15 protein-coding genes are annotated in these 13566 nt (G+C 52.5%); 12 read left to right on the top strand and 3 right to left on the bottom strand.

Annotation, left to right across the window (positions count from 1 at the left end; all coding sequences use genetic code 11):
• Positions 1–150 precede the first annotated feature (150 nt).
• From ACTH3S_RS11060 to ACTH3S_RS11005, 12 genes are all read left to right on the top strand, one after another.
• Complete coding sequence (locus tag ACTH3S_RS11060) at positions 151–1701, top strand: 2-isopropylmalate synthase (protein WP_441809065.1); 1551 nt, start codon at positions 151–153, stop codon at positions 1699–1701.
• Complete coding sequence (locus ACTH3S_RS11055) at positions 1702–2514, top strand: 2-isopropylmalate synthase (protein ID WP_441809064.1); 813 nt, start codon at positions 1702–1704, stop codon at positions 2512–2514.
• Positions 2514–3002: a ribosomal protein S18-alanine N-acetyltransferase gene (rimI, locus tag ACTH3S_RS11050; protein ID WP_441809068.1), complete on the top strand. Its 489-nt coding sequence runs from the start codon at positions 2514–2516 to the stop codon at positions 3000–3002. Before ACTH3S_RS11055 ends, rimI begins: the two co-directional genes overlap by 1 nt.
• Positions 3003–3089: 87 nt before the next feature.
• The gene (gene prfC / locus ACTH3S_RS11045) at positions 3090–4670 is read left to right on the top strand and encodes a peptide chain release factor 3 (RefSeq protein WP_441809063.1); all 1581 of its coding nucleotides are present in this window, start codon (positions 3090–3092) and stop codon (positions 4668–4670) included.
• A 23-nt stretch (positions 4671–4693) separates the two neighbouring features.
• Positions 4694–5467, top strand: a complete 774-nt coding sequence (locus tag ACTH3S_RS11040; RefSeq protein WP_441809062.1) for a TatD family hydrolase — start codon at positions 4694–4696, stop codon at positions 5465–5467.
• Positions 5468–5679: 212 nt separating this feature from the next.
• Positions 5680–6108: a 50S ribosomal protein L13 gene (gene rplM, locus ACTH3S_RS11035; protein WP_441809061.1), complete on the top strand. Its 429-nt coding sequence runs from the start codon at positions 5680–5682 to the stop codon at positions 6106–6108.
• 12 nt (positions 6109–6120) lie between these two features.
• Positions 6121–6513: a 30S ribosomal protein S9 gene (gene rpsI / locus ACTH3S_RS11030; RefSeq protein WP_441809060.1), complete on the top strand. Its 393-nt coding sequence runs from the start codon at positions 6121–6123 to the stop codon at positions 6511–6513.
• A 244-nt stretch (positions 6514–6757) separates the two neighbouring features.
• The gene (gene petA / locus ACTH3S_RS11025) at positions 6758–7351 is read left to right on the top strand and encodes a ubiquinol-cytochrome c reductase iron-sulfur subunit (protein WP_441809059.1); all 594 of its coding nucleotides are present in this window, start codon (positions 6758–6760) and stop codon (positions 7349–7351) included.
• Complete coding sequence (locus tag ACTH3S_RS11020) at positions 7351–8583, top strand: cytochrome b (protein WP_441809058.1); 1233 nt, start codon at positions 7351–7353, stop codon at positions 8581–8583. Before petA ends, ACTH3S_RS11020 begins: the two co-directional genes overlap by 1 nt.
• Complete coding sequence (locus ACTH3S_RS11015) at positions 8583–9338, top strand: cytochrome c1 (protein ID WP_441809057.1); 756 nt, start codon at positions 8583–8585, stop codon at positions 9336–9338. Before ACTH3S_RS11020 ends, ACTH3S_RS11015 begins: the two co-directional genes overlap by 1 nt.
• 109 nt (positions 9339–9447) lie before the next feature.
• A complete protein-coding gene (locus ACTH3S_RS11010) occupies positions 9448–10077 on the top strand; it encodes a glutathione S-transferase N-terminal domain-containing protein (RefSeq protein ID WP_441809056.1) in 630 nt (209 codons plus the stop codon).
• A gap of 63 nt (positions 10078–10140) precedes the next feature.
• Positions 10141–10554 carry a ClpXP protease specificity-enhancing factor gene (locus ACTH3S_RS11005; RefSeq protein ID WP_441809067.1) on the top strand — a complete coding sequence of 138 codons (414 nt, stop codon included), beginning with the start codon at positions 10141–10143 and terminating at the stop codon, positions 10552–10554.
• A 54-nt stretch (positions 10555–10608) separates the two neighbouring features.
• Here ACTH3S_RS11005 and ACTH3S_RS11000 read toward each other — a convergent pair whose 3' ends face one another.
• Genes ACTH3S_RS11000 through ACTH3S_RS10990 form a run of 3 tightly spaced genes read right to left on the bottom strand, consistent with a single transcriptional unit; the run spans position 10609 to position 13466 of the window.
• Positions 10609–11199, bottom strand: a complete 591-nt coding sequence (locus tag ACTH3S_RS11000) for a D-sedoheptulose-7-phosphate isomerase (RefSeq protein ID WP_441809055.1) — start codon at positions 11197–11199, stop codon at positions 10609–10611.
• Positions 11200–11205: 6 nt separating this feature from the next.
• Positions 11206–11574: a YraN family protein gene (locus ACTH3S_RS10995; RefSeq protein WP_441809054.1), complete on the bottom strand. Its 369-nt coding sequence runs from the start codon at positions 11572–11574 to the stop codon at positions 11206–11208.
• Between the two features lie 29 nt (positions 11575–11603).
• Positions 11604–13466: a penicillin-binding protein activator gene (locus ACTH3S_RS10990; protein ID WP_441809053.1), complete on the bottom strand. Its 1863-nt coding sequence runs from the start codon at positions 13464–13466 to the stop codon at positions 11604–11606.
• Between the last annotated feature and the right edge of the window lie 100 nt (positions 13467–13566).

Here is a 13566-nt window from a genome sequence, read left to right as displayed (position 1 = left end):
AGACTCTTAATTTAAAAAGCCCCAACAGCATAGCTGTCGGGGCTTTTTTTTGTCTGTAAATTACTTCATCACCCAAGGGGAAGACTGCCCCCTATACTTCCCGGTGATATACTGTTTCCTATAAAACAAAACGCGATATGGAGCACTTCAATGTCTGGCAACGATCATTTGGTCATCTTTGATACGACTCTCCGGGATGGTGAACAAAGTCCCGGCGCCACCATGAACAAAGCTGAGAAGCTTCGGATTGCCAAGATTCTTGAGAAGCTCCGTGTGGATGTGATTGAAGCGGGCTTTGCGATCGCAAGCCAAGGCGACTTTGATGCGATTAAGTCCATTGCCGAGACGATCAAAGACTCAACGATTTGCAGTCTCGCGCGTGCCCTGGATAAAGATATTGACCGCGCGGCTGAGGCCATTCGCCCTGCCGAGCGTGGGCGCATTCACACCTTCATTGCCACCTCGCCCATTCATATGCAACACAAGCTGCAAATGGAGCCAGATGAGGTGATTGAGCAAGCAGTCCGGTCTGTAAAGCGCGCCCGCAGCCACGTGGATGACGTTGAGTTTTCCTGTGAAGATGCCGGGCGCTCGGATCTGGATTTTCTTTGCCGGATTATCGAAGCTGCCATTGATGCCGGTGCCAATACCATCAATATTCCAGATACAGTTGGCTACGCGATTCCAGAACAGTTTTCCGAAACCATCCATCAGCTGCTGAACCGCATTCCGAATGCCGACAAAGCCATTTTTTCTGTGCATTGTCATAACGATCTGGGTCTTGCAGTGGCAAACTCACTGGCTGCTGTAACTCGGGGGGCTCGGCAGGTAGAGTGCACAGTTAATGGCTTGGGTGAACGGGCAGGCAATGCTTCTCTAGAGGAGATCGTGATGGCTGTGCGCACCCGGCAGGATCTGTTTAACATAGATACCCGCATAGATAGCCGTCATATCGTTCCCGCTTCGCGGCTGGTTTCAACGATTACCGGATTTCCAGTGCAGCCGAATAAGGCCATTGTGGGTGCCAATGCGTTCGCCCATGAGTCTGGTATTCACCAAGATGGCGTGCTTAAGCACCGTGAAACTTACGAGATTATGCGGGCGGAAGATGTCGGCTGGCACACAAACAGTTTGGTACTGGGCAAGCACTCTGGGCGCAATGCCTTCCGTACCCGATTGCTTGAACTGGGTATCCAGTTTGAAACTGAGACAGAGCTGAATGAAGCATTTACCCGATTCAAGGCCTTGGCTGATTTGAAACATGAGATTTTTGATGAGGACCTTCAGGCTATCGCCAGCGACACCCGCCAGAAGGACGAAGATGCGCGGTACGGGCTGGTTTGTCTTCAGGTATGTTCTGAAACTGGCGTAATGCCGAAAGCCGTTCTGACGCTGACGATGGACGGAAAAGAGCACAAGGTGGAAGCTGAGGGCAGTGGCCCGGTGGATGCCACGTTCAAAGCCGTTGAGTCGCTTGTTGATTCTGGCTGCAACCTGCAGCTGTACTCAGTGAACAACATTACCAGTGGTACGGATGCCCAAGGTGAGGTTACAGTTCGACTGGAGCGGGGTGGGCGAATTGTAAACGGTGTGGGTGCTGACACAGATATCATTATTGCCTCGGCTAAAGCCTATATCGAGGCGCTAAATCTGATCAGTCGGGGGGGCATCCGGCAGCACCCACAAGTTGCGGATGTTTGAATGATTCAAACTGAAGCTCAAAGGCAGTTCTATCTCGGTGTTGCGGGCATACGCCTGTGGTATGCCCGTGAGCCTTTGCCGGGGGCGGCCCCTAGTCCGGAGTTCCAGTTTCCGGAGCCAGACGAAGCCGTGCGCCAGCCTGTGCTCGGAGAGGTTCCCGTGGCTGCGGTGTCTGCAAAAGCTAAGGTCTCACGATCATCATCTGAGGCGAACCAGCGGGGTATCCAGCGAATTGCCAGTCTCCAAGCTTTGATGGAGAGCAAAGCCGAACCGGTGCCAACCAAGACGTCCGAGGAACAGTGGCCACCCGAGGTTTCCGATCGGGCTCTGGAGGACCCTGCTGAAGATAATGTTGCGCCAGCACAGGAGTCTCAGGCAAACACTACTGAGGTGTTGCGCCTGAATATGGGCGTATTTATTGGCCAACGGCACATCCTTGTTGCGCATATTTCCAAAGAAGCGAGCTTACGGTTACAGGAAACGCTTGCCACAAATATCTTAAAAAGCCTTGGCGAAGATCAGCTGGGTGCCGCGAAATGGATTCACTGGCCGGTATTCAACAATCTCCTTGTACCCGGCAGTTCTTTGGCTGATTTGAAGTCCGTTATGGCGCAGGTTCTTGACGGCGTCGGCAGTAAAAAAATGATTGTTCTGGGTCCGCTAGAGGGTACTCGGGCCGATAGCGGCTGGCTGGCAGACGTTGTTGAGCGGGCGCCCGATATCGCATCTGAACACTCTTTGGCAGAGCTTGCCAGTAATCCCGATCTAAAACGTTCTTTGTGGCAACAGCTTAAGTCTCTGGTGGCAAGGTGATGCGGAAAAATGAGTGCCTGCTTAGTACTTCCGAAAGCCTTGAGCTGACAATACGGCCTTTGGTCGTGGCAGACCTGCCCAGAATGCTTGATATCGAGCACCAGGGATATTCCCACCCTTGGACTGAAGGGGTGTTTCTGGATTGTTTCAAAACGAGCTATCGTCTATGGGGTGCCTGTCTCGGACATTCATTGGTGGGTTATGCCGTGGTGGCTTATGTGCTTGATGAGGTTCAGCTCATGAATCTTTGTGTCCATCCGGAGGGGCGTGGCCGTGGGGCAGGAAGGCGTTTATTGCGTCACCTGATTGCGGAAGCAAGCCGTGAGAGTATGAATCAGGTTCTTCTGGAGGCTCGGCTGAGTAACAGCGTTGCGAATAAGCTCTATCGCAGTGAAGGGTTTGAGGAAATTGGTCGTCGCCCTCGTTATTATCCAGCTCCCTCGGGGCGAGAAGATGCACGGGTTATGTCTTTGCTCTTACACCCCTAAAGGTTGTTGCTTCTGTTCGCGTAATAACCTCATAGTCCCTATAATGTCAGCCTTTCTCGAACATCTGACGCAGGTTTCTCTTCCACTATGTCTCACCTTTCCTTGGAAGTGGCTAAACGCCGCACCTTTGCAATCATTTCTCACCCCGATGCCGGTAAAACCACGATTACCGAAAAAGTTCTCCTATTCGGGCATGCTCTGCAAAAAGCGGGGACGGTCAAGGGTAAAAAGTCTGGTCAGCACGCAAAATCTGACTGGATGGAAATGGAGAAAGAGCGGGGGATCTCGGTAACCACATCGGTGATGCAGTTTCCCTATAAGGGCAAACTTGTGAATCTGCTGGATACGCCGGGCCACGAGGATTTCTCAGAGGATACCTATCGTACTCTGACTGCTGTCGACTCTTGCCTGATGGTGATTGACAGCGCCAAGGGCGTCGAAGATCGCACGATCAAACTGATGGAAGTTACGCGTCTCAGAGATACACCTATCCTCACCTTCATGAACAAGCTTGATCGCGATACCCGTGATCCGGTGGAGCTGATGGATGAGGTGGAAGATGTCCTGAAAATCGCCTGTGCGCCGATTACCTGGCCGATTGGTATGGGTAAGAGTTTTAAGGGCGTTTATCATTTGCTGCAGGATGAGGTGATTTTATACCAGAGCGGTCAGGGCCATACGATACAAGACGTCCGGGTCATTAGTGGGTTAGACAGTCCAGAGCTTGATACCGTACTTGGTGAATACGCCAGCGACTTGAGAGACGAGGTCGAGCTGGTTAAAGGCGCCTCCCATGAGTTCGATCATGAAGCATTTTTGGCGGGAGAGCTCACCCCGGTGTTTTTTGGTACGGCGTTAGGTAACTTCGGTGTTGATCATATGCTTGATGGTTTGGTGAATTGGGCCCCAGAGCCTCAACCTCGAGAAACAGATCAGAGACTAGTGCAGCCTGACGACCAAGGCTTCTCGGGCTTTGTGTTTAAGATTCAGGCGAACATGGATCCGCAGCACCGCGACAGGGTAGCGTTTATGCGCCTTGTATCTGGTCAGTACAAGCAGGGTATGAAGGCTCGCCATGTGAGGATTGGCAAGGACGTGCGTTTTTCTGATGCGCTGACGTTTATGGCTGGCGACCGTGAGCATGCAGAAGAGGCTTATGCAGGTGACATCATTGGGCTGCACAACCACGGTACTATCCAGCTAGGGGACACGTTCACCGCCGGCGAAGATATGAAATTCACCGGTATTCCCAATTTTGCACCCGAACTGTTCCGTCGTATCCGCCTGAAAGACCCTTTGAAAGCGAAGCAGCTCCAGAAAGGTCTGATCCAGCTCTCTGAGGAAGGTGCCGTTCAGGTCTTCCGGCCTTTGCGTAATAACGATTTGATTGTGGGCGCGGTTGGGGTTCTGCAGTTTGATGTGGTGGTTAGTCGCCTTAAGACTGAGTACAAGGTTGAGGCCATTTATGAGCCGATCAACGTGGCGACCGCGCGCTGGGTAACCTGTGCCGACGATCGCAAACTGGACGAGTTTCAGCGCAAGAATAACGATAACCTGGCGCTTGATGGTGGCGACCGTCTGGCGTATGTTGCGCCAACCATGGTAAACCTCAACCTGGCTCAGGAGCGTTATCCAGATGTTGAGTTCCACAAGACCCGGGAGCACTGACCCGATAACCATCGGAGACCATTGTGAAGCTGATTGATGCTCATTGTCACTTTGACTTTCCCTGTTTCGATGGGCGCCGGTCCAATGAGCTTAATGTTGCATCGAGCAACGACGTTGTCGGGCTGGTTATTCCCGGAGTGCGCCGCCCAGATTGGGCCCGCGTACGGGATACGGCTTTGGGTTATTCTGGCTTGTATTACTGCCTTGGCATTCATCCGTGGTTTGTCAGGGAGCACTCTGCTGGGGATCTGGAGAGCCTGGAGAGTGCCCTGAGTGCACGGTCGGAGCGTTGCGTGGCAGTTGGGGAGTGTGGGTTGGATCGTTTGCATGGCGATTTCAGTGCTCAGTACCCTTGGTTTGAAGCTCAGGTTGATCTGGCATCAAAGTTCGGCTTTCCTCTCATCATTCACTCCGTGAAAGCCCATGATGACGTTCATGTGACACTAAAGCGGGGGGGCTGGGGCGGCAGAGCGCTAGTGCACGGGTTTTCCGGTAGCTACCAGCAAGCCATAAAACTAGTTGATCAGGGATGTTTTATTGGGATAGGTGGGGTCATTACGCACCCCCGCGCCCGTAAAACCCGGGATGCCGTTGCACGGTTGCCGCTGGAGTCTTTGGTGCTTGAAACGGATGCCCCGGATATGGCGCCCAAGGGTGTTGAGGTTGGGGCCAACTCCCCGGTTTACCTGCGCAAAATTTTTGAGTGCTTGTCTGAGATACGGACTGAGAAAACGGATTATCTGGCTTCTGTTTTATTTGCCAATACGTGCTTGTTATACGGCCAGTCGTTATGGTGATCGCTGACCAATAAAACAATGCGAAGCGGGGTTGGTTTTCATTAATCGTTCGAGTATACTTCGCGCCCTGGCTTTTCAAGACGATGTCACTATCTCAGCCCCGAATAGTGCCACTGTCAATCAAATTACAGGTACAGAGCCTCCTCCGGGTGTACTACACTTTCCGGTGGCGGTTTTTAACGTTTCTTTTTATAGCGTTCAAGGCGGAATCAATGAAGACTCTGAGTGCGAAACCAGAAACCGTAAAACGTGACTGGTACGTTGTAGACGCAGCCGGCAAGACGCTGGGTCGTCTGTCAACCGAAATCGCCCGTCGTCTGCGGGGCAAGCATAAGCCTGAGTACACCCCTCATGTAGACACTGGCGATTACATTGTTGTTATCAATGCGGGCCAGGTGCGGGTTACCGGCAATAAGGCATCTGACAAGATGTACTACAGTCATACCGGCTTTCCGGGTGGGATCAAGTCCATCAGCTTCGAGAAGCTGGTAGATAAGGCGCCTGAGCAAGTTATTCAGAAGTCTGTCAAGGGCATGCTTCCGAAGGGCCCGCTTGGTCGCGCCATGTTCAGAAAGATGAAAATCTATGCCGGCGCTGAGCATCCTCATGCAGCCCAGCAGCCCAAAGAACTCGACATTTAACGGAAGGCGGATATGTCTGTAGCACAAAATTACGGTACTGGTCGCCGCAAAACGTCCACGGCTCGGGTGTTTATCAAGCCGGGAAGCGGTAGCATTTCTATCAACGGTCGCACGATCGAAGAGTTCTTCGGTCGTGAGACGCTTCGCATGATCGTGCGCCAGCCTCTGGTTGTTGCAGAATCTGCGGATCGTTTTGATATCAATATCACCGTTAAAGGTGGTGGTAGCAGTGGTCAGGCGGGCGCTATTCGTCACGGCCTGACTCGTGCGTTGATGGATTACGACGAAACTCTTCGTCCGGCGATGCGTTCAGCGGGTTATGTTACCCGTGATGCTCGTGCAGTCGAGCGTAAGAAAGTTGGTCTGCGTAAGGCGCGCAAGCGTCCTCAGTTCTCCAAGCGTTAAGTTTCGCTGGAGCAGATCTCAGGAAAACCCGGCTATTTTGGTCGGGTTTTTTTGTTTCAGGATCAATGGTATCCAAATTGATCTAGGGCAGAGTACGGGCTCTGGTGGCGGCTTTCCGACTTGTAAGAACATGGTAATTTCATTACTATTTGATCGCTTATAATTTTGGGTTGTGAAGTTCTTTTTGATGCGCACTGCCGGCTTTCTGGCGGGCTGTGACATCGCCTGATGGGAGAAAACCATAATGAATAATGGCGACGTGAGCCAAGGTCGGCGCCGATTTCTGATCGGCGCTACGGCTGCGGTCGGTGGAGTCGGCGTCGTCGGTGCGGCAGTTCCTTTCGTGGCATCCTGGAATCCCAGTGCCAAAGCGGAGGCGGCTGGTGCGCCGGTAACCGTCAATATCAGCAAGATTGAACCGGGTCAGCAGATCACCGTTTCGTGGCGGGGTATGCCGGTTTGGCTGATCCGCCGTACAGACGAAATGGTGAGCAATATTAAAAAGCTCAACGACAAGGTCAAAGACCCTCAGTCTGAAACCCAGCAGCAGCCGCCATATATTGAAGGCGTATTGCGTTCGCTTAAGCCCGAGCTGGCTGTCCTTGTTGGTTTGTGCACCCATCTGGGCTGCGTGCCCACCTACCGCCCGGAAGTGGCGCCAGCAGATCTGGGTGATGAGTGGCTTGGCGGCTTGTTCTGCCCTTGTCACGGCTCCCGCTACGATATGGCTGGACGGGTCTACACAGCGCAGCCTGCTCCACTGAATTTGCAGGTTCCGCCTTATCGTTACGACGATGATGAGACTCTCACCATTGGTCTTGATCCGGAGGCAGCGTAATGCGAAAGCTTCTTAATTGGGTAGACGAACGTCTGCCAGTTGTTGATGCCTGGAATAATCACCTGGCAAAATACTACGCGCCGAAAAACTTCAATTTCTGGTACTTTTTCGGCTCTTTGGCAATGCTTGTACTGGTCAACCAGTTGGTGACCGGTATCTGGCTTACCATGAGTTACAACCCGACGGGTGAGGGTGCTTTCGCTTCCGTTGAGTACATCATGCGTGATGTACAGTGGGGCTGGCTCTTGCGCTATCTGCACTCCACGGGTGCCTCGGCCTTCTTTATTGTGGTTTACCTTCACATGTTCCGAGGTCTGATGTATGGCTCCTATCAGAAGCCTCGTGAGCTGATCTGGCTATTTGGCATGCTGATCTATCTGGTGTTGATGGCAGAAGCGTTCATGGGCTATCTGCTGCCTTGGGGGCAAATGTCCTACTGGGGTGCGCAGGTTATAGTCAACCTGTTTGGCGCGATTCCTGTCATTGGTGAAGATCTGTCTTTGTGGATTCGTGGCGATTACCTCATCTCGGGTATTACCCTTAACCGCTTCTTTGCCTTGCACGTAGTTGCTTTGCCAATTGTTTTGTTGGGTCTTGTGGTTCTTCATATTCTTGCATTGCATGAAGTGGGTTCGAACAACCCGGACGGTATCGATATTAAGAAGAATAAGGACGAAAACGGCATTCCAAAAGATGGTATTCCGTTCCACCCGTACTACTCGGTGCACGACCTTGTGGGCGTCGCGGTATTCTTCTTCATCTTCTTTATAGTGGTGTTTTTCTTCCCTGAAATGGGCGGTATGTTTATTGAGAGGCCGAACTTCGAGCCTGCAAATGCTCTGAAAACACCAGAACATATTGCGCCTGTTTGGTACTTCACGCCGTTCTACGCCATGTTGCGAGCGGTAACGGTTGATCTATTCGGTCTGCCAGCGAAGTTTTGGGGTGTGGTTGTGATGGGTGGTGCCATTGCGATTCTGTTTGTTCTGCCGTGGTTGGACAGAAGCCCTGTGCGTTCTATTCGCTACAAAGGCTGGTTGAGCAAAATCGCACTTGCGTTGTTCGCGGTGAGCTTCGTCATTCTCGGCTATCTAGGTCTTGTACCTACCACCGAGGGGCGTACTGTCGTTGCCCAGATTCTAACAGTGGTGTATTTCCTCTACTTCATTCTAATGCCGTTCTATACGCGCATGGAGAAAACCAAGCCGGTACCAGAGAGGGTGACAGGATAATGAGAAAGCTGATTTTTGGTCTTTTCATCGCATTCCTGCCGGTTCTCGGGTTGGCAGCGGGTGCTGGTGTTCCACTTGATCACGTCGAAGCGGATCACACCAATAAAGCGTCCCTCCAGCGCGGTGCGGCGATGTTCACAAACTACTGTATGGGGTGTCACTCCATGGAGTATGCTCGCTACAAGCGGGTTGCTGACGACCTTGAGATTCCTGTCGCGCTTTACGAAGAGAATCTTATTTTCACTGGCGCCCAAGTTGGTGAACTGATGAAGAACTCCATGAACAAGGACATGGCAGCGGGCTGGTTCGGTGCTCCGCCACCGGATCTTACGCTGGAAAGCCGCTTGCGCGGTGAGTCTTGGGTATACTCCTACCTACGTGGTTTTTATAAGGATGAATCACGTCCGCTGGGTGTAAACAACGTGGTGTTCGACAAGGTGGGCATGCCCCATGTCATGGTCGACCTGCAGGGTCTGTGTGCGGTTGAGCCTAATATTGGCAAAAAAGCCACTGTTGAGCCTTTGAGCGGTAATGTCAATAACGCTAGTGCTTGCCCGGAATATGCTACCGAAGGCAGTATGACCGGTGCTGAATTCGACAGTGCGATGTACGACCTGACCAATTTCATGTCTTACATGGCGGATCCGATCAAGGTTGAGCGTGAGCGCTTAGGGATTTTCGTACTGATCTTTGTTGCTATTTTCTTTGTCTTCGCCTACCTACTCAATCGTGAGTACTGGAAGGACGTACACTAAGAAATAGGGTATAATCCCGTTCCCTGAGTTCCAGCGGGCGTTAACCGGCGCGCTGGAATTTTTGCGTTTTTCAGGGCCATTTCGGTTTGTTTACTCGTGAGGTAGTTTTATGGGCGTTGTGACCAAGCGGTCATCGATGACGTTTTTCTCAGATCCAACCAGCCACTATAGCCACAGAGTGCGTATTGTGTTGGCGGAGAAGGGTGTTACCGTTGATGTCGTTGATGTTGACCCGGATAATCCACCAGCCGAACTGGCTGATCTGAATCCGTATAACGCCCTGCCAACGTTGGTGGATCGCGACCTGGTTCTGTATGAGCCTAACATCATGATGGAATATCTTGATGAGCGCTTTCCGCATCCGCCTTTGTTGCCAGTTTACCCGGTAGCTCGTGCGAACAGCCGGTTGATGATTCACCGGATCCAGAGGGACTGGTGTGGCTTAGTTGATCAGATTCTGAACCAGCCAAACGCCAAGGCATCCGAAGCGGCTCGCAAAGAGCTGCGCGAAAGCCTGCTCGCGACGGCACCGTTGTTTGGTGAAATGCCGTTTTTCCTCTCTGAGGAATTCACCATTGTGGATTGCTGTATTGCTCCCATTCTCTGGCGTTTGCCGTCACTGGGCATAGAGCTCAATGATAAGCAGGCGAAACCATTGCACAAGTATATGGAGAGCATTTTCGAGCGCGAAGGTTTCAAGGCAAGCCTTTCTGATCTTGAAGAAGACATCCGTAGCTGATTGATTTGGCGTGGTTCCTCATTAAGGAACAGGAGACTAGCAGTGCCTGATAATAAGATCACCATGACTTCCAGCCGTCCGTATCTGGTTCGTGCTTTTAATGAATGGATACTGGATAACGACTGCACGCCATACATAGTTGTGGATGCAGGCATTCAGGGTGTTCAGGTACCTACCGAGCATGTAGCGAACGGACAAATCGTTCTGAATATCTGCCCCGGGGCGGTGCGTGGCTTAGTGGTTGGCAACAGTGCGCTGGAGTTCAGCGCCCGCTTTGGTGGGGTGCCTATGCAGGTGTTTATCCCTCTTCAGGCTGTTTTGGCCATCTACGCCAAAGAAAACGGTGAAGGTATGGTGTTTGGCAGTGAGCCAGGCTCTCCTGATCCTGATGGCACAAATGATAGTGAGGGTTCTCGGCAGTCTGGAGGACCGGATGAGCGACCATCTGGTCGACCCACTCTTAAGGTTGTTAAGTAGGTCATAGTTTGTGAGCTGTTTTAACAAAAATGCCGGCAGATGCCGGCATTTTTGTTAGCCGCCGAAAAGTTTGCCGTCCACCAGTGAGCAAAGCGCGTTAATCACAAGCAGAAGTATCGGTGTGGCCTCTGTTGGCGACAAATCGTTTAGGGCGATCTCGTGATCTTCAGAGTGCATCAGGGATGATATGTCAGACTTCTCCTTCGCGCTTAGCACCACCACGTTCATTTCCCGGTCATGAGCCGCCTGAATAGCCTGAATAAGATTTGCCTTGTGGCCGTCATCAACAATCACGAATAGTAGGTCACCGGGCTTGCCGATGGCCTTAACCTGGCGCGAGAAGGTGTCGTTGAATCGGTTATCGCGGCAAATGGCAGAATAGGTTGTCGCATCGGCCCCCAAGTTGATGGCTGGCAATGCCGGTCGATCCTGTTCAAAGCGGTTCAGGAGCGCGGTACAGAAGTACTGGGCGATTACGTTGGCGTTACCGTTGGCGCAGGTAACGATCTTCCCGTCATTTAGAAGGGCGTTTACGAAAGCGTCTGCGGCTTGCTCTATAGCAGGCCCGACGGTGCTGGCTGCCTGAGCGGTGTGCTCCATGTGGCTCGCAAATAGCTGGTTGATCAGGTTGCCCATATCGTTCATTAGAGTTTATACGTCCGCCTGGATTGCATTTTTGATCCATTGTACCCGGTATTTTTTTTCGGTTCCCGGGCTGATTGCTACTACATCTATACGGCAGAGGGTGTCCCATAGATGGTGTCGGTGCAGGTAAAACGAAACGGCTTTCAATAGGCGACGCCGTTTCGGGTAAGAAATGGAACTTGCCGGGTCTACCAGGCTGCCGCTACCTCGGTAGCGTACCTCAAAGAAAACGAGAGTATCTTTGTCCTGCCCTATCAGATCGATTTCACCGCCACGGTTATAAACGTTGCGCTCTCGGATCTGTACGCCGTTCGAGGCAAGATACCGCGCGGCTACGCCTTCAAAGTGTGTCCCTATAGCTTTGCTGCCTTCCATGGCTCCGCTGTCCTTTTTTCGGTGTGGCGTCAGTTGGTCAGCGCTTGCGAGTTCTCACCCTCTTCAGTGCTTGGCGTTACTGGCTGAGGTAGTAGGTTGGGCGTTCCGCTTTCGAATTGAGCCCAAAGCTGATTTCGGTGGATGCTGCCTTCCCTGGTCATGGCCAGCTGTCCTGTTTGGCCGTCGATTGTTGCGGTCTGGACTTGACGGAGTAGGGGGAGGCGTTTGCTTAGCTGCCATGCGTCGGCTCCCATGGCAAACAATCTGCCCAGCTGGCCACGAGTGCCAGGTAGAACTTGACTGGCTTCGTTGCGCAGTGGGTTTTTGTCGTCGAGCACCCAGGGGATGTCTGTGAACATTACTTGGTTGAGGTCGCGATCCCGGCCAGCATCTGGTGTGCCTTCGTAAATAATCGACGGCGAGTATACCGGCAGGTCGCCTCCAAAATAGTACGCAAACAAGGGCTTGAACTGGCGAGCGACTGCTGGCTCGGCCACCATTATAATGGCCTCGGCATCTTGGCGGCGCCGCGGTTCGAATTCGACGTTCAAGCCAATGGTGCGCTCCACTTGAATCGCACGATCCCTGGATACGGTAATGCCCAGTAGATCTGCTGTGACCGCCCGTAGGTTATCCTCGCGGAAGAATCGTTGGATATCCAAAGCTACCGCACCGTTATGCTGCATGCGCTTGAGTAGGGCGGTCTCAACCCGATCACCCCATTCGCCATCAGGGATCAGCACGAGCACTTGATTGATGCTTTGTCCTGCGAGTCTGTCTGCAATCTGCCGGGCTTCATCCTCCGCTGAGAGGCCAAACTGATACAGGCCATCGGGAGCCTTTTGGCTATCTGGCAGATAGTTGAGTCCCAAGGCAGGAACCGGGAGGGTTCTCATGCTGGTAAGGCTTGCTAGTGCTTTCTTTTCAAGAGGGCCAATAACCAGGTCGATATCTTGAGCGGCCAATTCTTTATACAGTTCGTCAAACGGCTGACCAGAAGTGTCCACAACGCGAATGTCGGTCTTGTTGCGGTCTCCTGATTCATCCTGGTAATAGGCAGCGAGAAAGCCATCGCGGATAGCCTTGCCGGCTGCGGCTAACGGCCCTTGGAGGGGTAGGGCGAGGGCGATTTTTTCTGGCCGGTTTTCAGCGAGGCTCGCGATAAGCTGAAGTTCGGAGGGTAATATTTGAGCGGCTGGGTGGCCGGGCCAGTTGTTTTGCCAGCGCCGTATGATGCGGCTTTGATCATCAATGCTTAGCTCCGGTGCTCGAACGCTGCCGGCAAGTTCGAGCCAGCCTTCCGTCTCAAAACCAATGCTGTTCTCGCCTGTGGAAGCGAGTTTCTGCTCCGGAACAGCTTTTAGGAATTCCCAGATCTGATCGTGGATCTGTTGTGGATTGATTTTGCCATCTGTCTGGGAAAGCAGCATCAGTGTCATGGCTGCTGAAAGGTGGTCGCCCACTAGCGCATAGGTTTCAGCTTGAAGGCTGGCTGCTTGGTTAATCAGGTCTGAGTTGTAGCTTCTGAAGTTGTCGGGCGAGAGTTTCGCAACAATGCTGTCGGCCCACTTTCGGTCTTCGAGTGCCACCGCGCTTGTCATAGCAAGTAGCTGCTTCTGCGCCTGTAAAGGCGGAGCAGGTTGCGCAAGCTGAGTGCTCTGAAGTAATGTGCGGGCCGCCCGGTGTTCGCCGCGCTCCTGGAATCGGCTGGCAACGTTCAGCAAGTATTGCTGTGCTTTTTCAGTGTTGCTTTCCCTTGCTGCAAGCTCAAGTGCCTGGGAGGGAGATTTCGCAACTTGTGAGTCTAGGTTGATACTGGCGCAACCGGCAAATAGCAGGGTCAGCGTAAATATACCGGCCAAGGCGCGATGTGTAATACGGTTTTTGGTCATGGCAAGCTCTATAGATTCCGGAGTTTTGGGCTTGTGGCGCCGAACTGATGGTGGCAAGTTTAACAGCTCCCGGGCCAATTCACATGACGCAGGTGTCATG

The organism is Marinobacter sp., from assembly GCF_052094685.1.
GTDB lineage: Bacteria > Pseudomonadota > Gammaproteobacteria > Pseudomonadales > Oleiphilaceae > Marinobacter.
This window is presented reverse-complemented; position numbering and strand designations above follow the sequence as displayed.

What these genes read in the sequence shown, in the direction of transcription:
- ACTH3S_RS10990 (WP_441809053.1), bottom strand. Translation starts at nt 13,466, where the DNA reads ATGACCAAAAACCGTATTACACATCGCGCCTTGGCCGGTATATTTACG.
- ACTH3S_RS11010 (WP_441809056.1), top strand. Translation starts at nt 9,448, where the DNA reads ATGGGCGTTGTGACCAAGCGGTCATCGATGACGTTTTTCTCAGATCCA.
- ACTH3S_RS11020 (WP_441809058.1), top strand. Translation starts at nt 7,351, where the DNA reads ATGCGAAAGCTTCTTAATTGGGTAGACGAACGTCTGCCAGTTGTTGAT.
- ACTH3S_RS11055 (WP_441809064.1), top strand. Translation starts at nt 1,702, where the DNA reads ATGATTCAAACTGAAGCTCAAAGGCAGTTCTATCTCGGTGTTGCGGGC.
- petA (WP_441809059.1), top strand. Translation starts at nt 6,758, where the DNA reads ATGAATAATGGCGACGTGAGCCAAGGTCGGCGCCGATTTCTGATCGGC.
- ACTH3S_RS10995 (WP_441809054.1), bottom strand. Translation starts at nt 11,574, where the DNA reads ATGGAAGGCAGCAAAGCTATAGGGACACACTTTGAAGGCGTAGCCGCG.
- rpsI (WP_441809060.1), top strand. Translation starts at nt 6,121, where the DNA reads ATGTCTGTAGCACAAAATTACGGTACTGGTCGCCGCAAAACGTCCACG.
- ACTH3S_RS11060 (WP_441809065.1), top strand. Translation starts at nt 151, where the DNA reads ATGTCTGGCAACGATCATTTGGTCATCTTTGATACGACTCTCCGGGAT.
- ACTH3S_RS11015 (WP_441809057.1), top strand. Translation starts at nt 8,583, where the DNA reads ATGAGAAAGCTGATTTTTGGTCTTTTCATCGCATTCCTGCCGGTTCTC.
- ACTH3S_RS11000 (WP_441809055.1), bottom strand. Translation starts at nt 11,199, where the DNA reads ATGAACGATATGGGCAACCTGATCAACCAGCTATTTGCGAGCCACATG.
- rimI (WP_441809068.1), top strand. Translation starts at nt 2,514, where the DNA reads ATGCGGAAAAATGAGTGCCTGCTTAGTACTTCCGAAAGCCTTGAGCTG.
- prfC (WP_441809063.1), top strand. Translation starts at nt 3,090, where the DNA reads ATGTCTCACCTTTCCTTGGAAGTGGCTAAACGCCGCACCTTTGCAATC.
- rplM (WP_441809061.1), top strand. Translation starts at nt 5,680, where the DNA reads ATGAAGACTCTGAGTGCGAAACCAGAAACCGTAAAACGTGACTGGTAC.
- ACTH3S_RS11005 (WP_441809067.1), top strand. Translation starts at nt 10,141, where the DNA reads ATGACTTCCAGCCGTCCGTATCTGGTTCGTGCTTTTAATGAATGGATA.